The 20,977-nt window shown below is 62.5% G+C and carries 12 protein-coding genes; all 12 read right to left on the reverse strand.

Features of this window, described 5'->3' with window-relative positions:
* Window positions 1-132 precede the first annotated feature (132 nt).
* The gene (locus SH412_RS12350; RefSeq protein ID WP_336523823.1) at window positions 133-1,134 is read right to left on the reverse strand and encodes an alpha/beta hydrolase; all 1,002 of its coding nucleotides are present in this window, start codon (window positions 1,132-1,134) and stop codon (window positions 133-135) included.
* A 59-nt stretch (window positions 1,135-1,193) separates the two neighbouring features.
* Entirely contained in the window at window positions 1,194-2,051 is an 858-nt protein-coding gene (locus SH412_RS12355) for an alpha/beta hydrolase (RefSeq protein ID WP_336523824.1), read from the reverse strand.
* Between the two features lie 442 nt (window positions 2,052-2,493).
* On the reverse strand, window positions 2,494-3,336 hold the full coding sequence (locus SH412_RS12360) for a sigma-70 family RNA polymerase sigma factor (protein WP_336523825.1): 843 nt from the start codon (window positions 3,334-3,336) through the stop codon (window positions 2,494-2,496).
* Between the two features lie 694 nt (window positions 3,337-4,030).
* Window positions 4,031-5,875, reverse strand: coding sequence for a 30S ribosomal protein S1 (locus SH412_RS12365; RefSeq protein ID WP_336523826.1), 1,845 nt, complete (start codon window positions 5,873-5,875; stop codon window positions 4,031-4,033).
* Window positions 5,876-6,524: 649 nt separating this feature from the next.
* Window positions 6,525-7,796, reverse strand: coding sequence for a glutamyl-tRNA reductase (gene hemA / locus SH412_RS12370; protein ID WP_336523827.1), 1,272 nt, complete (start codon window positions 7,794-7,796; stop codon window positions 6,525-6,527).
* A gap of 42 nt (window positions 7,797-7,838) precedes the next feature.
* Window positions 7,839-8,699 carry a cytochrome c biogenesis protein CcsA gene (gene ccsA, locus SH412_RS12375; RefSeq protein ID WP_336523828.1) on the reverse strand — a complete coding sequence of 287 codons (861 nt, stop codon included), beginning with the start codon at window positions 8,697-8,699 and terminating at the stop codon, window positions 7,839-7,841.
* A gap of 195 nt (window positions 8,700-8,894) precedes the next feature.
* Entirely contained in the window at window positions 8,895-9,782 is an 888-nt protein-coding gene (locus SH412_RS12380) for an XDD4 family exosortase-dependent surface protein (protein ID WP_336523829.1), read from the reverse strand.
* A gap of 232 nt (window positions 9,783-10,014) precedes the next feature.
* On the reverse strand, window positions 10,015-15,177 hold the full coding sequence (locus SH412_RS12385) for a tetratricopeptide repeat protein (RefSeq protein WP_336523830.1): 5,163 nt from the start codon (window positions 15,175-15,177) through the stop codon (window positions 10,015-10,017).
* A 288-nt stretch (window positions 15,178-15,465) separates the two neighbouring features.
* Window positions 15,466-16,500: a sigma-54 interaction domain-containing protein gene (locus SH412_RS12390; protein ID WP_336523831.1), complete on the reverse strand. Its 1,035-nt coding sequence runs from the start codon at window positions 16,498-16,500 to the stop codon at window positions 15,466-15,468.
* A gap of 553 nt (window positions 16,501-17,053) precedes the next feature.
* Window positions 17,054-19,306 (reverse strand): HEAT repeat domain-containing protein, encoded by a 2,253-nt coding sequence (locus SH412_RS12395; RefSeq protein ID WP_336523832.1) that lies wholly within the window; start codon window positions 19,304-19,306, stop codon window positions 17,054-17,056.
* A gap of 295 nt (window positions 19,307-19,601) precedes the next feature.
* The gene (locus SH412_RS12400; RefSeq protein ID WP_336523833.1) at window positions 19,602-20,204 is read right to left on the reverse strand and encodes a nitroreductase family protein; all 603 of its coding nucleotides are present in this window, start codon (window positions 20,202-20,204) and stop codon (window positions 19,602-19,604) included.
* 38 nt (window positions 20,205-20,242) lie between these two features.
* Window positions 20,243-20,695: a hypothetical protein gene (locus SH412_RS12405; RefSeq protein ID WP_336523834.1), complete on the reverse strand. Its 453-nt coding sequence runs from the start codon at window positions 20,693-20,695 to the stop codon at window positions 20,243-20,245.
* Between the last annotated feature and the right edge of the window lie 282 nt (window positions 20,696-20,977).

The raw sequence follows: 20,977 nt of genomic DNA on the forward strand, positions 1-20,977 counted from the left end.
CCGGCGAGGCTCTGTCTCGCGTCTTCCGTTATCACTCGCGATCGAGTGAACCGTTAACGACGACATCGACGATTCGGATCATCGACTCGCCAAGTTTCTATCCTCGAAACTCCTCCCGACACATTCGTTTCTCTACCGCGCAGGCACGTGCGAGCGCATGAAATCAGCGATGTGCTGGATGGCCTCGCGGGACTCCGGAAGCCCGCGGATCTGGAACACATGAACCATGCCGGGCCAGACTTCGAGTTTCACCGGGATCCCATCCGCTGCCGCCTTCTTCGCTACCCGGACACTGTCGTCGCGGAGCATTTCGTGCTCCCCGACTTGAATCAACAACGGCGGAAGGCCGCGATAGTCGCCGAAGACCGGCGAAGCCTGCGGATTGCGGGGATCCGACTTCCCCAGATAGCGATCCCGAAACTCGGGCATCGTTCGAGCGCTGATAATCGGATCGTGAACGGTCTTGAGCGAATCGCTCGCCAGCGTGAAATCTGTCGCCGCCGAAAGGGGAATGCCTCCCGCCGGGAGCGGCTTCTTGCGGTCACACAACGCCAGCAATGTCGCCAGCGTCAGGTTGCCCCCCGCCGAATCCCCGGCGATGAACGTCGCTTTCGCCGGGCCGGGACCGGCCGGCCCGTTCGAGACCAGCCAGTCATGAGCCGCGACACAATCCTCCAGCCCGGCAGGAAACGGATGCTCCGGCGCCAGTCGGTAGTCGGGGAGCAGCACGGCACACCCGGCCGCCGCCGAGATGTCGGCCGCCAGTGGCAGATAGTTTCCCCCGGATCCTGAGACCCAACCGCCGCCATGCAGATAGAGCAGCCGCAGGTCCGGGTCGGCGCCGGGCGCGAGCACCCATTCACAGGGAATCTCGCCGATCTTCAGGCGGATCAGCCGCACTCCTTCCACGCGAGGCTCGTTGCGTGCGCCCATGCCGGACCGCAGCGATTCCAGGTTGAAGTCCACTGTGCCGAACGGCGTCCGCTTTTTCAGAGTTTCGAGATACGCGGCGCCTTCGGGCGAGACGGTCTTCCTGACGGCGGAGATCGCATGAAGGTCGTCTCCACGAGCGAATCCCGCAGTCCAGCTCGCTGTCGCAACGATGGCCGAAATGACCCAGGTCATACGATTCATGGAGATTTTCTCGCAAAGAGCAGATCGACGAATCCACGGACTCCGTCCGTGAACGAGACTTAATTCGCCGCGGGCAGCAGTCCCCGCCCCTGCAGCCACGTTTCAGCGCGGTGCGGCCAGTCGGTCGGGCAAGCAGTCTTGCCAGGCCGAATCCCGAACCCGTGGCCCCCCTTTTCATAGATATGCAGTTCGGCCGGGATCTTCTGCTCCAGCAACCTCGTATAGAGCAACAGGCTCCCCTGCGGCAGGGAGGAACCGTCGTCCGCCGCCTGGGCGATGAACGTCGGCGGCCACTGGGCATCGACGCGGACATCCTCACGCAGCGTCCCCTCCTTGGCCTGGTACAGTCCCCACGGATACAGCAGCATCAGGAAATTCGGGCGGGTCTTTGGATCGGAGGTCGCGACTGCCGCGATCTGGCCCCCCGCCGAGAACCCGAGCAACCCGATCTTCTGCGGATCGAGTTTCCACTCTGCGGCCCGTTGCCGCACCAGTTTGAGCGCCTGATGCGTATCGATCGCCGGCCCGGCATTCGGCGCCGGATGCTCGTGCGTCGGGGCTCGATGCTTGAGCAGAAACGCGGTGATCCCCTGCGAAGCCAGCCATTCGCAGGCCTCGCTCCCTTCGAGGTCGGTCGTCAGGTAACGAAAGCCGCCGCCAGGCAGCACAATCACGCCGACGTCGGTCCGTTTGTCGGCTGCCCCTTCGAAAACGACCAGCGAGGGGTGCGCAATGTTCGTCGTCCGCGTGATGACCGGCGCGCCGGGCTTGAGAGGAATCGTCGTCTCCCCGTCGGGAGCGTCGACGCCCGGCCCGGGCATCTCGCCCGTCCAGAGCAGAACGACCTGCCGCTCGGCGGCATACGCGGCCGACACGGCCAGCGACATCAGAAGGGCCAATCCGGTGCAGCGGAACATAGGGGGCGGCTCCCTGGCGGAAAAACGAAAGCGGCAACAGGCCGAGACATCGCCACCATAACCGCTCCCGCCCACGAACGCCAAAGTTCGTTTCGACTTCCCGAAAACGCGACTTCACTCAGCACTTCACGCAGCATTCGGGTGGTCCGGCCGCAGGCCGGACGGCGCAGCCGCAAGAGGCCGCAGTTGGAGTCTCATCCCGCAGGACACGGTTCCGACATCGGGATTGGGTTCTTTGTGATTTGTCGGTGGTGAAAAGCAACGCGAATAACTCTCAACGTCCTTTCGACATTCCGCCTTCGACATTCGACATTTCTTCGTCGCGTGAATCCTCCCGATTCCCGCCCTCACTGCGCAGCACAAACGCAACGACCCCGGACATCCTCGTCCGGGGTCGTTGCGCGTCTCACGTTCCTGATCTCGCTGTCGAATCAGCCGGGGCTCAGTCGCCCAGAATGCCTTTGGCCAGTCGCTTGAGAGCTTCGGCTTCAATCTGCCGAACCCGTTCACGGGTCAAGCCGAGCGACTCGCCGATTTCCTTGAGAGTCTTGGGTTCCGCGTCATCGAGGCCGAACCGCATCCGCAGGATGGTGGCTTCGCGGGGATCCATTGTGTCCAGCATCCGGTAGACATGCTTCAGATTGTCGGTGTCGAGCAGTTCGTCTTCCGGCCCCTTGGTTCGCGTGTCCGCGACCATGTCGCTCATCGTCCAGCCGCCGTCATCGTCGTCGTGCTGTGGGGTGCTGTTGTAGAGCTGAATCGCCTTGCGCACGATGCTGAGCTTCTTGCGGGGAAGTTCCAGCTCGCGAGCCACTTCATCCTGCGTGGGCGGACGGCCGAGTTCATCTTCCAGTTTGGCCGTCGCCCGGCGCCACTTGGTCAGCAGCTCGACCATATAGGCGGGAATGCGGATCGTCTTGCCGCTGTTGATCAACGCCCTCTTGATCGACTGCTTGATCCAGTAGCTGGCGTACGTGCTGAACCGGGTGTCCATGCCGGGATCGAAGCCTTCGACGGCGCGCATGAGCCCCAGGTTTCCCTCTTCGATGAGGTCCTGCAGCGGCAGCCCCTTGCCGGTATAGGCCCGGGCGATGTTCACCACCAGCCGCAAGTTGGCCCGGACCATGCGGTCCCGGGCCGCGTTGTCGCCGTCGGCGATGCGATAAGCCAGCTCCTTTTCTTCATTCGCGGTCAGAAGTGCCGTCTCGTTAATCTCGCGGAGGTACGTCTCCAGCGGATTCTGAACGGCGGCGGCGGGAGTGCGGGGACGGGAGGTCGTGCGCATCGATATGAGCCGTGTCTCGTGTTTAGGGGGTGACGTCGCGACCGAATGCCGTCCGGGGCCTGTTTCACCGCGGGGGTGCGGTTCGTCCTGTGTGTTGTAGTTATCGGTAGCGCAATGCAAGATTTCCAAACCCAACGGCCCTGGCAAACAATTTCGATCAGCGAAACCTGGTAAGAGGCGCAGTCGTAACGGCGCTTCGGACAATGCCATCAACCGGCAAACTTTCCCCCAATTCTCGCGTCCGATTTCCTTGACGCGACACAATCCTGAAGTATGCATCCGCCGTGCCGACGACGACGCGGCACTCGGTTTTCTCCGGCAGCCTCCGTGAAACGCAGCTCCAAACTCTCACGCGCTGCAAGGTTGCACTCCGGCAACGCTGCTGCGTTCGAAGCCCCATTCCATCCTGTCATCATCGAGGTGTCGCGGCAGAAGTGGAGCCCTCCGTCGCGATTCTGACACGCTTGGAGGAGCGCCATCTCCGCGCCAGTTCCGATTGGCGCAAAAAAGCACGGAGTGCGGGTTATGTCGATTGCGCCGTAGAGATCCGGCCATGCGCATTACAACGCATGCTCCGGCAGACAGGGCGATCCCTCCATCTGCCGACAGTCAATGAAAACAGACGCCCGCGGATCTCCGCGGGCGTCTGCACCAGACATCGTTGAAACCTGTCCGAAATCGGACAGAACTGCGACTATTCCGCCGGCGTCGGCGTTTCGTCTTCGACCTTGGCCTCGGCGGCCGGTTCTTCCGCCGCTCCGCCACCCAGCGTGAACAATGGACCCGATGAGCCTTCGGTTCCTCCCTTGAGCTCGGTCCGCGGACGCGGACCGGCTGCCGGGGCTGCCGCTCCCTTGCCGCCGTCTTCCGCGGCGGCCGCAGCATAGTCGGGGCTGGTCTTGCGGCTGAGACCGATCTTGCGATCGACCGGATCGATCCGCAGGATCCGGACGTCCAGGTCCTGACCGACCTTAACGAACGTTTCGGGGTTCTCGATCTTCTGATCGGAGAGCTCAGAAACGTGCAGCAGGCCTTCGAGCTCGGGTTCGAGTTCCACGAAGACGCCGAAGTTGGTGATCTTCGTGACCTTGCCCGTCACCTGTTCGCCCGGCTGATACTTGTTGGGAATCTGATTTTCCCACGGATCTTCCGCAAGCTGCTTCAGCCCCAGCGCGATCCGCTTCCGTTCCTGGTCGACCGAAATCACCTGGCAGGTGATCGGATCGCCCTTCTTCAGCATCTCGTTCGCGTGGGAGATCTTGCGGGTCCAGGACATGTCGCTCACGTGCAGCAGGCCGTCCACGCCCTCTTCCAGCTCGATGAACGCGCCGTAGTTGGTGAGGTTGCGAACCGTGCCGTTGACGATCGCCCCGGGCGGGTACTTCTCGGCAACCTGGTCCCAGGGGTTCGGCAGGGCCTGCTTCATGCCCAGCGAAATCTCCTGCTTGTCCTTGTTGATGCCGAGGACGACCACTTCGACTTCGTCGCCGGGGTTCACCAGCTCGGTCGGGTGGTTGACGCGCTTGGTCCAGGACATCTCGCTGATGTGGACCAGGCCTTCGATGCCGTCTTCCAGCTTGACGAAGGCGCCGTAAGACATGACGTTGACGACTTCCCCCTTGATCTTCGTCCCGACCGGGTACTTGGTCTCGACGTCGTCCCAGGGGCTCTTTTCCTTCTGCTTGAGGCCGAGCGCGATCTTCTCGCGATCCCGGTCGATATGCAGAATCTTGACCTCGATCTCGTCGTCGATCTTGACCATCTCGGACGGGTGGCCGATCCGGCCCCAGCTCATGTCCGTGATGTGCAGGAGGCCGTCGATGCCGCCCAGGTCGACGAACGCGCCGAAGTCGGCGATGTTCTTGACGATCCCCTTGCGGATCTGGCCTTCGGTAATCTCGGCGAGGAGGTTCTTCTTCATCTCCTCGCGCTGGACTTCGATCAGCCGGCGACGGGAGACGACGATGTTGCGGCGGCTCTCGTCGATTTTCAGGATCAGGCAGTCGATGTCGGTGCCGATGTAGTTGCCGATGTCGGGCGGACGGCGAATGTCGACCTGGCTGGCGGGCAGGAAGACGTTCACGCCGATATCGACCAGCAGACCGCCCTTGATCTTCCGGATGACATGGCCCGTGACGACATCTCCCTCCTTCTTGGAGCTGGTGATGTCCATCCACTTCTTGATACGGTCGGCCTTCCGCTTGGAAAGCAGAATCAGGCCGAATTCGTCTTCAATCTCTTCGAGCAGCACTGCGACGCGCTGGCCGGGCTTGGGAGGCTCTTCGCCATCCCACTCGTCGATCGCAACGATGCCTTCGCTCTTGTATCCGATGTCGATGAGGACTTCTTCGCCTTCGACCCGTACGACCGAGCCCTCGATGATCGAATTCACATCGTAGGCGGCAATGCTCGTGTACAGGGAGTCGATGCCGTCCCCTTCAAACTCCTCGCCGTCAACGTGCTGCAGCGTCCCCGCAAAGACGTCGTCCAGTTCGTCGTCGCTGACGTTAAAATCTCGAAGGAGGTTCCGATCAACCATGCGTGCTTCAACTTTCCCGTGGCAGCCGTCGCGGCGGTCCGTCGACCCGCAACAACTACCGCAGCCGACCGTTCGACTGCGATCGCCAGACAAATAGAGGACTTCCACCGCCACCGGGAAACACGCGTCCCCCGCCCCGTGTCGGATGAAGTCGGGCAGTGTAGCATGTCGCCAACTTCAGACACCAGCGATGGTGCGGAAAAATCGGGCTTCGGGTATCGGGCTTCGGGCTTCGCTGAAAGAACGCGGGAATTCCGTCATGCCGCATGCCCCCCCCATCACGCTTTTCCAACGCCGCAGAATCGGGCATCCACACCCAACCCATCTCTGAGTCTGCACCCGCCCCGCGTGTGGCGGGTTATTCCGGATTCGGGCTTCACAGAAAGAGCTGCAGGAATTCCGTCACATCGCATGCCCACCCCCATCGCATTTTTCCAACGCCGCAGAATGGGGCATCTACGCCCAACCCATCTCTGAGTCTGCACCCGCCCCGCGTGTGGCGGGCTATTCCGGATTCGGGCTTCGCAGAAAGAGCTGCGGGAATTCCGTCATGCCGCATGCCCCCCCCATCGCGCTTTTCCATCGCCGCAGAATCGGACATCCACGCCCAACCCATCTCTGAGCCTGCACCCGCCCCGCGTGTGGCGGGTTAGGGGAGGTGGAAGAGGCGGCGGAGGGCGTTCAGGAGGCCGTGGGGAGCGCCGTCTTTCGATTCGTCGCGGAGCGCTTCGAGGGGGGGGTGGAGCAGTTTGTTCACGATCCGTTCGACGGCCCGTTCAATCGCTTCACGATCGCGACCTTCCAGATGCGGCATCTTCTTGAACATCCGCTCCAGCTCCTGCCGACTGACTTCATGCCAGCCTTCACGCAGCCGGGTCACCAGATCGCCCCCCGCCCGGCGGTTGATGTCTGCGGTAAACTGGGCGGTTTCCTCGATAATGATGGTCCGTGCGCGTTCGATTTCCCGGCTGCGAGCCCGGCGATTGTCGTCGCAAGTCCTTGCCAGGCTGTCGATATCGTAGAGAAACACGTCTTCCAGAGTCCCGACGGCGGGGTCAAAGTCGCGCGGGGCGCCGAGATCGAGGATAATCGCGGGCTTCCGGCTGCCGGTCGAGCGCGCCGCCTGAAAGCGCACCCGATCCACCACCGGCCGATCCGCGCCCGTGGTGCTGACGATCACGTCCGCCTGACCCAGCCAGCGGTCCAGGTCGTCCCACGGAGCCGGTACGCCCCCCCACTCGGCGGCTAGCCGCTCGGCCCGTTCGGGGCTGCGATTGACCACAACCAGATCGCGGACCCCTTCGTCTTTGAGATAACGAAGCGTCTCTTCGGCCATTTCGCCGGCCCCGATGACTAGCACCTGCTTGTCGACGAAGTGGTCGAAGACGCTCTTGGCGAAGTCACCCACGGCCACGCTGGCGATTGAGACGCGTCCTTCGGCGAGCCCCGTTTCCGTGCGAACCCTCCCGGAAACCCGAATGGCGCTCTGAAACAGAGCGTGAATCCGCGGTCCGCATGCGGAGTGCTCTTCCGCCGTGCGATAAGCCTCTTTGACTTGGCTGACGATCTGCGGCTCCCCCAGCACCATGCTGTCAAGGCTGGAGACGACTTCAAACAGATGCCGGACCACGGCCTGGCCGCTTTCGTCTCGCAGTTCGGAGACGAAGTTCGTCGCGGAAATCTGATGGAAGTCGGCCAGAAAACGATGGACGGACTCCGCGGACAGCCCGGCGTTCTCGGACCAGGCGAAATACAGCTCGACCCGGTTGCACGTTGACAAGATCACGGCTTCGACGCCGGAGAAGCGCTGTTGAATTTCCGCATACGCGGCATCCAGCCGTTCCCGACTGGAAAATGCCAACTGCTCGCGAACGGCCAGTCCGGCGGTCTGATGCGTGCAGTAAACAACCAGGAAATTCAACGGTGCAGCTTCCGGGGCAGGGGAGTCGACGTGGCGGGGCAGTTATGGCGCGGCGGGAGGAGGGGTGCGTCCGTGGACGGTCTGAAGATGCGTCGCCCCCGTCAGAACTTGCGAACCAACGACCGTGAGCAGCAGAAATCCGCAGGACACGGCCGTGAGCCAGGCGACCTGCCGACCCGGCGCTCGCTGCCGCCCAAGAACATAGACGAACACGCCGACCATCATCAGCCAGCAGACGGAACCGGTCAGCACGACCGGATCGGCCCAGGTCGCCCAGCTCGCCGGTTCTTGAGTCGTCAGCCCGACGCCGATGATCAACCCCAGAGTCAGCAGCGGCACCGCGGTCAGCAGCGCCCAGCGGTTCAAGCGTTCCAGGCGCTCCAGACTGGGGAGGGCCAATCCTCCGTGCCGGGCTCTGCCGTGCTTCAATCGCCGGTGTTGCCAGAGATACAACAGGCTGAGAACGAGCCCCCCCAGAATGGCCGCCGTTCCGAAGACCAGCAGCGAAACATGCAGCATAAGCCAGTTTTTCGAGACTGGGAGATTTTCAGGCGGCCTTGAACGTCCGCCGCCGAACCAGGCCGCCAGGATCAGAGCCATGACGAGCGGCAGAACGAGAATTCCGGCTCGAAAAGTTCGATCCGACAGGACGAAGACCAAATACAGCAGAACGACGAGCCACGAGAGAACGAGGAGCCAGTCCGAAAGCGAGCTGAGCAAAGGGGGAAGCTGAGTCTCGCGCGACCTGAGCCCCAGATAGAGCGTCTGAGCCACAAGTCCCGCGGCGGTCATGCCAAGATGCAGCACTTCCACCAGCGTGCTCCGGCGGTAGAAGCGCACGACCTCGAAGGCCAGCGCCAGCAGATAGCTGGCAAAGAAGCACATCACACTGACATTCAGCATGCCGCCGTCCCGCAGGTCTCACGCGTCAACGCGGCTGTCGCCACTTCCGGCCCGCCGCTGACAATCAGCGACAATACCATCGAACGGACAACCGGGACAATCGCGGCGACGTTTCCGGCGTTTGCCAGGCGTCAAAGAAAAAAGGCGACCGATTGAGGTCGCCTAGAGGCATTCTTCGCGAGGCCAGACCGCAGATCAAGCCGTCTGATCCGACTTTTGCGTTCGCCGGCGGCGGAGCGCCCGCAGGGCGAGTCCGAGGCCGGCAAAGCCGGCGAGGGCGAGAGAAGTGGGCTCGGGAACGACGGGACCACCCTGGCCGCTAAAACCCGTCAAAGTCCCCGTCAATCGAGTCTCGCTCAAAGCCGTTCCCCACTGGAACTGCACATTCTTCAGCTTTGTCAGATCAAAGTTGCTCGGCACGCCCGTCAAAGTAAACACGACCGAATTTGTAATCAGCGGCGCAGAGATCTCCCTCCTCACAATTCCGCCGTTCCCGGTACCGGGAACATAATTGTGGCCAATCAACCCGTAGTCGATGTTGTTGTTTGTGCTCCCTTTGGTACCGCGGTCAAAAATGTCGTAGCCAACTGTTCCGAAGGCGTAGTATGCCGAGTTGAGCTTCGATGACACGGCCGCTCCCTGCCGATACTCCCAGCCACCGACAGTCGGTTGAGGCGCGGTCACATTCCCGGTAGAAATCGTCGAAGTGGACACGGTCGTCGCGTTCGTGATGGTCGATCCGCTCGACTCGCCGACGGTCGGGCTGCTGTTCACAAAAGCCCCTGCGTAAGCGAGCATGGGCTTTGTCGCCGAATCCAGGCTAAACAGGAGCCCGGCAAGAACGTCGGTTCGAGTCGGCGCCGAATAATACCCTGTATAGGTGTTCGTAACGACGATCTTCAGCGTCCCGTTTGTGTAAAGCGAGAATGTGGCCGAAGCCGAGTGAGTGGACGCGTCGCTCACCGCGTAAGTGGCAAAGCTCTTCAGCGCGGCCTGACATGCAGTCTGCATGGAACCGAGGCCGATTGCAGCAGCAATCAAACCCAATGTCACGAGTCGTAACTTACTCATCCGCCTGCCCAATTCCGTTCGAACCTCTAAATCCGTCCCGAAGAAATCCGCATTTCAGGATGGAACCGAGACAACATCAAACCGTGATCATAAATCCCGCACGGACCGTTCGCAATTCCCCATTTGCGACAAATGCGCAAAGTATGCCGATAATCAGCTCAACGACGATCCTCGACGGCAGGCGAATGCCACGGAACGCAGCGTAAGCCATTTACACACAATCACTTACGAAAAACACCACCCCCTACTCGGTCGACTGCAATTCTCGTACGCACATTTCCGCGACGCGACGATCACTTCCGGAGAGTTCGTCAAGTCGCCATCCATCGCGGTGCGCCCTGTCTAGAGCCTGACGGGCTTCCAAAATTCTTCCAAGTCGCCACAGACATTCCGCCTGACGAAAATGAAGCGCGCCTGCGGCCTCGGATCCGACCGAGCTCTGGACCGTCGCCAGCGCCTCAGCAGCCTTCCCTTGGGCCAAGTACACAACGGCCCTTGTGTCCAGTGCCGCCTGATCAGGCCCCGCGACGCGGATCGCCTCGGCAATCGCCCGCTCCGCTTCCTGAAGATCCTCGGACGACGCATTTCGACGGGCCAGCAGGTAGGCCAGATTGTTCCACGCGATCCCATCCCGAGAATTCGCGGCGACCGCCTTTCGGTAGCCTTCGATCGAAGCCGCCTCCGACCCCATCAGACCGTCCAGCTCTCCGAGCAGGTTGGCGACCATCCAGCGATCGGTGATCGCCGGATTGTCGGCCGCCATTGCCAGACGTTCCCGCCAGGCCACTAATTCGCCCGGCGGCTCCTTCGGGACGAGTCGCAATGCAGTCACAGCAACGGCGGCCGCGCGCCCGGAGGCTCCCCGATTCCAGACTTCCTCGCAGATCTGCAGCGCCTCCGCAGCGCGGTTCCGGCGCACCAGGAAACTGGCGAGGTCCAGTCGCGCTCCTGGTGCGGGGGACTCCGCGGCGAATCGTCGAAAATAAGGTTCCGGGTCCCCCAGCTTCAACTCTTCCAGCAGCAGAGCCGCCTGTCGCAAGGAGTCGTATCGCAACTCATTCAACAACTCCGCACTGCGCCCCGTCAGCAGTTGCTGAAACGCAGTCTCTCTCTGCCCCTGACTCAGCAGGTCGGCCGCGTTCTCCAGAAGTTTTCCGTCCTCGCGTTGACCGCGAACCGACAATTCCTGAGCAAGTCGTGACAGCAGATCGTTCAAGGGCTCCTGTTCCAGATATGTCGCCAGGGGCTGTTCGCCGGCCAGATCAAACCGACGTTCGACAAAATTCTGAACGATCTGCAGCGCCTGCTCATTCTTTCCGATGGCCGCCTCAATCTGGGAGCGAATCTGCGCCGTCTGCCACGATCGAGGCTCCATGTCGTTCAGCAACGATGCCTGCACCCGCGCCGCTTCCAGCAGAACGGGATCGTCAGTCCTCTGCCGCAACAGACTGGCGATGTAGGCCACTCGCGCGCGGGTGAATTTTGGCTGGGTTTCAAGCAGCGTTTCAAATGCCTGCAGGGCTTCCGCCGGTTGGCCGGCGGCGTCCAGCAGCTCCGCAATCTGCAGTGATTCCTCTCGGCTGAGCGTCGACTGGCTCTTGAGCGTCTGCAGCAGCTTCAGTCGCGGTCCGCGCGTGTCCTCGCCCGGAAGTCGTTCGAGGAATTCCAGTTGCAGCCGAAGATTTTCTGCGGAGGCGTCTTCACCGCTGTCGACCGCAGCTTTCAGCAGCTCGATGGCCTGTCGCAAATCTTCGAATCGGCCTCCGGACGCGACCAGGCGAGCCAGCCGCATGCGAGCCCAGGTGCGCACGCCGGGCGTTGTCGGACGATCCGGTTTCAGCAGCGTTTCAAGGAGAGGTCCGCTCCGACGGGCCTCGTTGTGCTGCAGAAAGTGCTCGGCTGTCGCGGCGATGACAAATTCATCGTCGGGCGCCGCGACGAGGGCGGCCTCGAATGCTGTTGTGGCTTTCGCCACGAAACTCGATCGATCGGCAGAGTTCGCCGCCGCCAGGATGTCATAAAGACTTCCGACCGCCAGCAGATGATCGGGACGGGGAGCGGATGGAAGTCGTTCCAGAGCCGCGGCGATCGCGACTTCGGCATCGGACCAGCGCTGCAACCGCGCGTAATAGCCGACCAGCGCAACCCAGGGCGGGGTCGTCTGCGGCGCGAGATCCCAGGCCGCCTTGCGCAACAGCGCCTCGGTCTCCGGCCCGTGTTGCCCCCGGGCAAACTGGAGCAGAGCCAGGGTGATGTAATCTTCAGCCGACTCCGATTCCGCCGTCAGCTTGCGGGCCATCCCGATCGCGCGGTCAAACTCGTGCCGATTCCAGGTGACCTTCCACGCCAGTCGCGCCAGGTCGCCAGTCAGCGGCTCGGCGCTCTCTTCGGCGATCTTCTGCAGCAGGCGATCCGCCTCTCCATATTCTTGTCGCTGGAAATGGTGAATTGCGACTCGCCGGATGATGTCCGGTGACCGGTCCCCCTGTGCGATCGCCTCCCGATAAGCAGCAATTGCAACGTCCGGTTGCCCGAGCAGGTCGGCAATCCGTCCTCGAAGACGGGAAACCTCGGACCAGCCAGGGCGAGTTCTTTCGACAGACTTCAACCACTCGGCCGCTTCCGCCAACTGCTGCGTCCGCTCCCCGAGATCTTCCGCGAGGGACTCCAGTCGTCGTCGCGCCTTCAAAACTGCGACCCAACCGGATTCCGTTCCTTCAATTCGGCCGACGTCTTCCAGCATCTCGCTCCATTGCTGTTCCGGAAACGGAAAATCGGAGTTTCCGCCCTGTTCCAGCAGCAACTGCAAGATTGCCAGTCGCGAGACAAGGTCCTCGGGGTCAACCTCTGCGGCGCGGCTCCAGAGATCGCGAGCTGCCTGGAGGTTGCCGATCCGAGTGGCTAACCGGGCCAGACCGCTCAAGAGCCGGACTTTTTCGTCTCCCGCAATCTCGGCCGTCGGCTCGGACAACCGGAGCAGTTGTTCCACGGCGGCGGCACCGTCTCGATCGACCGCGATCTGAGCCTCAAGCAGAGCGGCGTCGACCGGCGGACCGGACTTCATCCGATACTCGCTCAGCAGCGTTTCCGCTCGGGTCCGGCGCTCGTCCGGCGGCACGTCGAACCGCTGCAGTTCAAAGCGGGCCTGGGCAATGAGAACCGGAAGCTGCTCTGGAAATCGCCGTTGCGCCGACTTGAGCAGTTCCTCGGCGACCGCCAGTTGCGAGACGGCCTTCGTCTTGTCTCCATTCTCTGTCAGAGCGTGATCGGTCGCCGCCCGAAGCATATGGTATTCGACTCCCAGCAACAGGTCCGGCAGAGTCGCGTTCGCATCCAGGCCCAACCCCGCGATGATCGCCTCGGGCTCGTCCCACTTGCGATGCGCCGGCGCCACTCCCGCATTGCGGATCAGCAGCAATTCCAGCAGACGTTCGCCGAAGCCGGGAACGGCCGACAGTCGACGAAACTCGGCGATGGCTTCCTCCAGGTGACCGGCGGCGAACAGCGTCTCGGCCAGACGTTCCCGACCGGCAATCCACGCCGGATCCCGCTGAAGCTGCTTGCGAAGTTCGTTGATGGCGGCAACCCGATTTCCAATTTGCAGCCAGCCATCGACCGCCAGCAGCGCAAGCTGACGAGCCAGCGGCGACTGCGGAGCCAGATCCTTGCCGGCGTCCGAGGCCAGAACCGCAGCCTCGCGGAACTTTCCATCCAACAACAGCTCTCGGACATGGATCGCCGCAGGATAGGATTGCGGGGCGCCGGTTTCTTCCAGTCGAGTGGACTCTGCTCGGATTGCAGCGAGCATCGGCGAATGTTGATCGGGTTCCAGCAACGCGAGCTGATCCAGCAGTATTCCGGCCAGCTCATACCTGAGTTCAATTTCGAGCCACCGCGTGTTCAGCAGTTTGACGCCGACCGACCAGTCGACTTCCGAGTCGGAGCCCCTGGAACCGCGCGTTCGGTCCAATGCTTCCAGGACGTTTCGCAAACGCGTTTCTGCATGTCGAAGTTTCTCAAGCGAATCCCGCGGTTCGCCAGTCTCCGGTTCGTATTGATCGAGCGACATGCGGGCGAACAGCAACCGCAAGTCGTCGTCCGCGACGTCCTTAACAGCCTTCAACTGCTCGCGAACCTGTTCGACGACCGCCGGCAGATCCGCCGGTCGGAGCATCCTGACCACGTCAATTCTGGCCGTCAGCAGTTCGACGAGCGCCAGCGAAACCTCCTGCTGCGATTCCACAGTCTCGGGCAGCCTGGCAAGCAGTTTCTCGGCCCAGCCCAGACGCGTCAGGGCATCGCCATCGACAAAACGCTGCTGCATTTCCTCCCGTGTCACATGTCCGTCGAAGTCGGCGTCCGAGAATGCCGGGACTCCCGGCGTCCAGCGTTCCAGCCAGGGCAACGGCTCGATGCCGCTCTCTCCGGTTCCATCGGCGGGTTCGACGCTGGCTTCGGCGGCGGCAAACACCGCCCGCGTCCGAACGCCGGCTTCGGCCGCCGTGAGCGGCAATCGGTCTTCGACGGACTGCATCACCATCAGAAAACGTGCCGCTGCAACCGACCCGGTTGCCCCCGGGCGATGCTCCAGCAGCGCCGTCAGGACGGCTTCGGTCGCCTGATCCACGGCAACTGACTTCTGCTTCTGCGCCGGCTGGAGAATTTCCTGAACAATCTGCCATTCGTCCCCGGAAGGGAGATCTGCCTCCGCAACGGACGAGACATCATCGGGGTGAGCGGCCCACAATTGCGCCAGGCGGATATACGCGGCGGCCTGCTCCGGCCAGTTCCGAATGGACCCCAGAAACGCCCGCTGGCTTTCGGCGAATTTTCGCTCGGCTTCGAGGCAGCCACCCTTCAGGTACAACACCTCCGCCAGGTCGTATCCGGGACTTACTGTTTCTTCCAGAATCGCGAGATGGCTCAGAGCATCCCCAAACCGCGGCAGTTGCATCAGCAGCGCCACAAACCTGAGACGCATCTCAGGCTGATCGCGATTCAGCCGCAGGCACTCCTCGTAAGTCTGATACAGGCTGCGGATCCGGGACTCGTTCTCCGGAAGTCGTTCGAGCAGGGCCGCCATCCGCGCCAGGATGTCGGCCCGGTGTCGCAATTCCTCGTCGCTTTTCCGACCGGCGATCCGGCTGAATTCGAGATACTCGCCGTAGTATCCCAGTGCGGCGTCAATCTCGCCTTGCGTTTCGGCGCGGCGGGCCTTTTCGAGATAAACCGCGGAATTCGCGTGAAGGAAGTAGCCGCGGATAAACCATCCGCCCCCCGCCATCACGACGAGAAGAACAACGGTCCCCACCAGCAGAGGAACGTTGACGTGAATTCCCGGCCTCAGACTGTTTATCACGTCGGCCGGAGAGGGCGGCGTCACGATGATTGGTTTGGGGTCGCTCACAGGCCCGGCATCCAGAGACGATTGACTGCCAGGCGATACAACCGGCACGCCGGCTGCCACCGCCTGAACCCCGGGCTGCGACGCGAGACAATCTCGCGCAGCTCCCGTGATTCAATTCTGTCCGGTGCGGCGACCTGTGCAAATGCCTGAACCCGTCTCCCGTTAACTTTGGCAGAACTCGCAAACTCGATGACGGCATCGTCCGCAGGACCGACACGCAGAACGTGTCTTGGTGTCCCCCTCGGTCCACACCCAATTTCCCGCCGAGGCGTTCGCGAACGCCCGTGTTTAGCGGGCTTCCGATTGCAGGTGGTAGTCGTCGATCTTCTTATGGAGCGTATTGCGATTGATTCCCAGGCGGGACGCCGCCTTCGTCTGAACACCCTGACACGTCCGCAACACTTGAAGGATCAATTCCTTCTCGACCAGCGAGACTACTTTTTCGTGCAGATCGGAGGCATCGTCGCCGGCGTTCATCAGCCCGAGCGTGACCAGTTCGCTGCAAAGGGTCTGCAGGCTGCTGGAGCGACTGCGGCTCAGCCGGATCGGCGCAAGCCCCCGGACGTGAGGCGGAAAGAGATCCAGATGCAGAATCTCGCCGGTGCACAGAACGATCGCGCGTTCGACGTAATTCTGCAGTTCCCGCACGTTGCCGGGCCAGGCATACTTCTGCAGCATGTCGATCACATCATCCGGGAGTCGCGGCACGGACCGGCTGTTGGCATGCGCATATTTCCGGGCGAAGAACTTCACCAGCGGACCGATATCTTCGGCTCGTTCTCGCAGCGGCGGCAGGTACACCGGCACCACATTCAGCCGGTAATACAAGTCTTCCCGAAACCGGCCGGCGTCAATTTCATCCAGCAGATCGCGATTCGTGGCCGCGATGATTCGACAATCGACACGAATGGTCTTCGTATCGCCAACACGCTCAAACTCCTGCTCCTGAAGCACACGCAGCAGTTTCACCTGCAGCGTGTAACTCATGGAATTGATTTCATCCAGGAAAATCGTACCCCCATGAGCCGCTTCAAACCGGCCGGTCCGATTCTCGTGGGCGCTGGTGAACGCCCCCTTCACGTGGCCGAACAGTTCGCTCTCCAGCAGACTCTCGCTGAGGGCGCCGCAGTTCACGCGAATAAACGGTCCGGTCGATCTCGGACTGAGCTCGTGAATGGCCCGCGCAACAAGCTCCTTGCCGGTGCCGGTCTCCCCCAGCAGCAGCACCGTCGCCGAAGAACTCGCCACTTGACGGGTCAGTTTGTACACGTCGTTCATGGCGGGGCTGCCGCCGATCATCCCCTCAAGCAGGGGAGCATCCATCCGCGGTGTGCTATCCGTCGCGGTCGCCGTGCTCATGGAAGGTTGCTGCCTCACTGAGTTCGCTGGTGGCCTCTGCACGCTGACTGGTCGCGATGCGGTCATCATGGGCGGCCCCCTGTGCGTCCTGCTATTGTATCCTGGACTTTCCGGCGATCGACCTCGCAGATTCCAAGTCCACGAAAACCAATCCGCCCAACAACCAGACAGAGCTGCCCGCTTTCCGGGCACAACCTCCATACTCCGGTCGCCTCCGCAGAGATTACGCACGAATCATGCCGATTTGAGTCGCATCCGGCGTCCGCTCGATTCCCACCGCTCGCCGGACTGAGGTCGCGCCAGCGATCCGAACCTGCCCCACCCACAACCTACCGGACTCACGACGCCAACAGACACCAGATCTGGGGTCCAAGCGGTGATTGAGCAATTAGCAGGCAGTGGGCTGAGCCTGCCTGTCCCCGGCTTCAAGTCGAGCTATCTCGACGAGCCGACAGCGATGTCCGATACGAATGGACGGACCGGAGGCCAGGCAACCGAAATCGGAGATCCGTGGCGGCTATTGCCCGACGGTCGTCCGCCACGGAAATTCCTGCAGTCGTTCACTCAGCACGCGGGAACCCGGCTGCAAAGAACCGATCACGGCGGCCAGAGCGGCCTTCAGCCGGGGCGTTTCCACCAGCTTCCAGCCTGCCTGCAGACCCTCGACTTCGGACTTGCTCAGCAGCAGCCCGTAGCGCTGAACATGCTGGCCGAGTTGCAGCGCTGCATTCACCCGCATCGCCTCGGGGAGCTGTCCGTTCAAGGCAACTTCCGACAACCTTCGCTGCGACTCCGCGGTTCCGATGCCCCCCAGACCAATCAACGCATTGGTCGAGAGCTGTGCGTCCTCTGCGACGCTCGAAAGCGCTGGCTCGGCAGGTGTCAGGTGAAACACCCGCGATCCCGAACTTGCGATTTCCGCCAGCCAGTACGCCGCCACAGTCCGGCGAGTCTGCCGTTCGGCGGATGACAGGGGAGCGACGGCAATCGACTTCAGGAACGGCTTCACCTCGCGCAGGAAGTCCGCCTCAGAGGGCGATTCCGCGGCGAACACGGCGGGGGCGCTCTCGGAAACCAGCCGGCGCAGTTTCGAGCGATCCTCTTCCGCGCCATAGATGACCAGCGGAATCGCAGCGGTTCGTGCATCGGCTCGAAAATTCGCGATCGTCTGCGAAAGGCCCCAGCGTGCAACATTGACTTGAACGACGACAAAGTTGACGGCCCCCATCTCGGCGGCGAGAAGAAACCCCTCCCGGCCGCTCCGCACGACCTGAGTGTCGTAGCCCGAGGACGCAAGGAAACCCTTTACCTGACTGGATCGAGTCTGGTCGGCATCAATGACAATGGCCTTCGGCTCGCTGCCGTCCAGAAGTGCTCGACGCAGAATATCCACCACCCGGTCAGCCCCGGTGAACGGAAGCGTCGGCTCCTGTCGGAGGATCGTCACGGCAGTTTCGAACTGAACGCGATCGTCGGGATAGTTGAGCGCCGACAGAACTGGAGATCGCAGACCGCCCTTGGGATTCAGGACATCGCGCGTCCCCACAGCGCTCAATCCGCGAACGGCCGCGAGGGCCGCCCCAGTCTGGCGGGCCGCCAAGGATTCTTTCAGAACGCCAACCAGCATCGCCTCACCGGCCGTCATGGCCAGATACATCGGCGAACCGGGCGATTCAGGCAATGGCTGGTCGATGCCGACCGACTCCACTTCCAGCCCCAGGAGCGCCGCCAGAAACTGCTCCTGGACTTCCGGCATCGTCGGCGACAGCGCCAGCGATTCGCGCGAAAATCGCGTCGCGTACCACAATTTTGCCAGCCGGGGAGGCCAGAGACGCTTCGCCACGGTTCCCGCACCCGCGTCCCACGTCCAGACCGCGGCCTGGCCGTCGTCGTCGAGGGGTGCTTCCTGCGTTTGGTCGAAATACCCGGCGGCAAGCTTCCGCAGCTCTCCCGCGGCTTCGATCGAAGAGATCCGGTCGACGGCTTGCGGCTTTCCATATCGGATTCGCGCCAGCGCCTCGGCCGCTGCAATCTTGACCCCTTCCGGCTGTTCCGAACCGAACGCCGGATACCACAGGTAGGGGACCGCTTCTCCGGCACGCAGCCATCCGAGCACGCTGATCGCCGCCGTTCGAACGGCCTCGTCGGGGGCCTCCAGCGTCCCCAGCACAGGGGGAACGACCTGCCGACCCATCCGAATCAATGCGTAGGTAATGTGGTCCCGGTCTTCGTCAGACTTTGGAGCCGCCAAGCGGGCCACGAGTGCCGGAACCGCTGGCTGTCCCAGGTTCGTCAGATCCCGGATCGCCAGCTCCCGATCAACCGGATCGCCGGCCAGCTTCGTAATCAGGCCGTCGACAAAGGCCGGATCGGCGGCCCGGGTACGGGCCGCAACCTCGAGCTCCGTCAGCAGTTTCGAGGATGTCGGCCGCAACTCCGGAATCCGCGATAGCCGCACGAATTCAGCGGTTCCGTGCTTATCTCGCAGTTGCAGCAGCACTTCGCCGTCCGGTTTTCCAGCCGCGAAGAGATCAAGGTACTTTCGGGCCAGATCCATCCGGGCCAGATCAGTCATCAGCAACGTGGCGGCGAACAATTCCTCCGGAGTCTGCGGCTCCTTCAGGAGCGGCGAGTCCGCCGGGGCGTTCGGCGCCGGGGCCGCGGGATCCGCGACGGGATCGGGCGCCTGAGCAGACGCTGGCTCGGTGCGCACGAACGCGAACACCCCAAAAGCGAGGAGGATCGGAATCGTGCGAACAAATCGGGGCATGCCGATCACTCCGCTTGGGGCGACGTGCAGCTTCCGCCAGGCCCTGCCAAACAAACGCAGACTCACCAAACCTCCGGAATTGCCCGCTCATGGTAGAGGGATGACACCGGGGCTGACAACGGAATTCCCACCGTAGCGCAGGGAATCCACGCCGGGTGTCGGATTGTCGCATCGTCAATCGGCACAAGTGCGTCCAACAATCGGCCCCTTGCCAGTCCACCTTACCACGCCAGCCCCCGGACTCTGACGAAAATACGGGCTGTTCCGATTATCTCAGCACGTCCACGCGAATGAGTCAGCGGCCACTCCGCACTGCGCCCCAGCGGCCCGTGAAGACCAGTTCATTCAAGGGCTTACGCACGCGTGCTCCACTGTCTCGCTTCTTGAGATCGGGCGCACAGTTCTCAAAATCGACAGCCGCAAACCCGATGGCAATGGCAGCCACCGGTTCATGGGACGCCGGGATGCCAAACAGAGTTCGCGACCGCTCGACGTCGAAGCCCGCCATCGGATGCCCGTGCAGCCGCAGGGCCTCCGCCTGCAGCAGAAGATTCGCGGTCGCGAGGCCGACATCGTGGAAACTGTGCCGATTGGGGCGACTATTCCGCTGAAAGTTCAATGCCGCCACCGACAGCAGCAGCGCCCCGGCGTTCTGGGCCCAGACTTGATTGGGTTCCGCCAGGCAGGCGAGCAGGGCGGCGAATTCGTCCGGCTGGTCCCGTGTCGCCACCACGAACGACCACGGCTGCTCGTTGTAGGACGACGGGGCCCAGCGGGCGGCCTCGAACAGCGTCAGCAGCGTTTCCTCCGGAATCGACCGGGGCTCGAAACAGACCGGGCTCCACCGCTGGCGGATCAGGTCGTGCAACGGATACGGCGACTCGGCCGGTTTCTGCATCGGGAGGACTTTCTTAACGACAGACAACGCCCCCCGCCTCAGGGCGCAGTGGTCGGCGCGGGGGAAACATTCCGGCTGCAGAGCGTCAGCGCCGCCACCAGCGACAGCAGCAGTTCGACGCCGTTCAGCCCTTCCGACCAGCGGTGATACGTTTGAAACGCCTCGGTCCGCGGCTTGCCGGGAGGGGTCACCAGTTCCACCAGCGGCTGATAGACCGCCACATAATCCGCCGCCATCAATCCCAGCGTGACCCCCAGCAGGGCCGCTGTGAACCAGCGCCGCCCCACCAGAGTCGCCAGCCAGGCGGTCCCCAGCAGCGCGGCCCCGGTGGCGTAGAACGACGGGAAACGGACGGCCACCAGAATATCGCGAACAGTCGACTCCAACCGCGGGTCAGTCACTTCCATGACCGACGTAATGACAAACAGCGTCGCCGCTCCGACCCAGGCGGACGTGGCAAAGCGAGCCCAGGCGATGGCGAAGCGTTTCACGGCGATTTCCCGAGTGCAACATCCTGCGAACGAACGGGCCACAGGCTACCAGATCCGCCAGAGCGTAACACAGCATCCTGCGTTTTCTCTACCAGGACCGGGCTCCGGACCAACGGCCGCCAACCGGCATCGGCTGCCGTTGTTCGCAGGATCTGTCACGCCGGGCCGGTTCCAGCAGCCTCCGCCGGCGCGGTCCCTCTGGACGCTGGCGGCGGGCAGGATCTATCACACGCCAGTTGTTCACCACGGTCCGCCAGCAAGTCCGGCGAAGCGCTCGGAGAG

The organism is Planctellipticum variicoloris (genome assembly GCF_030622045.1).
Lineage (GTDB): Bacteria > Planctomycetota > Planctomycetia > Planctomycetales > Planctomycetaceae > Planctellipticum > Planctellipticum variicoloris.

Coding starts and splice junctions, on each gene's coding strand:
- SH412_RS12350 (WP_336523823.1), bottom strand. CDS start 1,134: ATGAATCGTATGACCTGGGTCATTTCGGCCATCGTTGCGACAGCGAGC.
- SH412_RS12355 (WP_336523824.1), bottom strand. CDS start 2,051: ATGTTCCGCTGCACCGGATTGGCCCTTCTGATGTCGCTGGCCGTGTCG.
- SH412_RS12360 (WP_336523825.1), bottom strand. CDS start 3,336: ATGCGCACGACCTCCCGTCCCCGCACTCCCGCCGCCGCCGTTCAGAAT.
- SH412_RS12365 (WP_336523826.1), bottom strand. CDS start 5,875: ATGGTTGATCGGAACCTCCTTCGAGATTTTAACGTCAGCGACGACGAA.
- ccsA (WP_336523828.1), bottom strand. CDS start 8,699: ATGCTGAATGTCAGTGTGATGTGCTTCTTTGCCAGCTATCTGCTGGCG.
- SH412_RS12390 (WP_336523831.1), bottom strand. CDS start 16,500: ATGGATGCTCCCCTGCTTGAGGGGATGATCGGCGGCAGCCCCGCCATG.
- SH412_RS12395 (WP_336523832.1), bottom strand. CDS start 19,306: ATGCCCCGATTTGTTCGCACGATTCCGATCCTCCTCGCTTTTGGGGTG.
- SH412_RS12400 (WP_336523833.1), bottom strand. CDS start 20,204: ATGCAGAAACCGGCCGAGTCGCCGTATCCGTTGCACGACCTGATCCGC.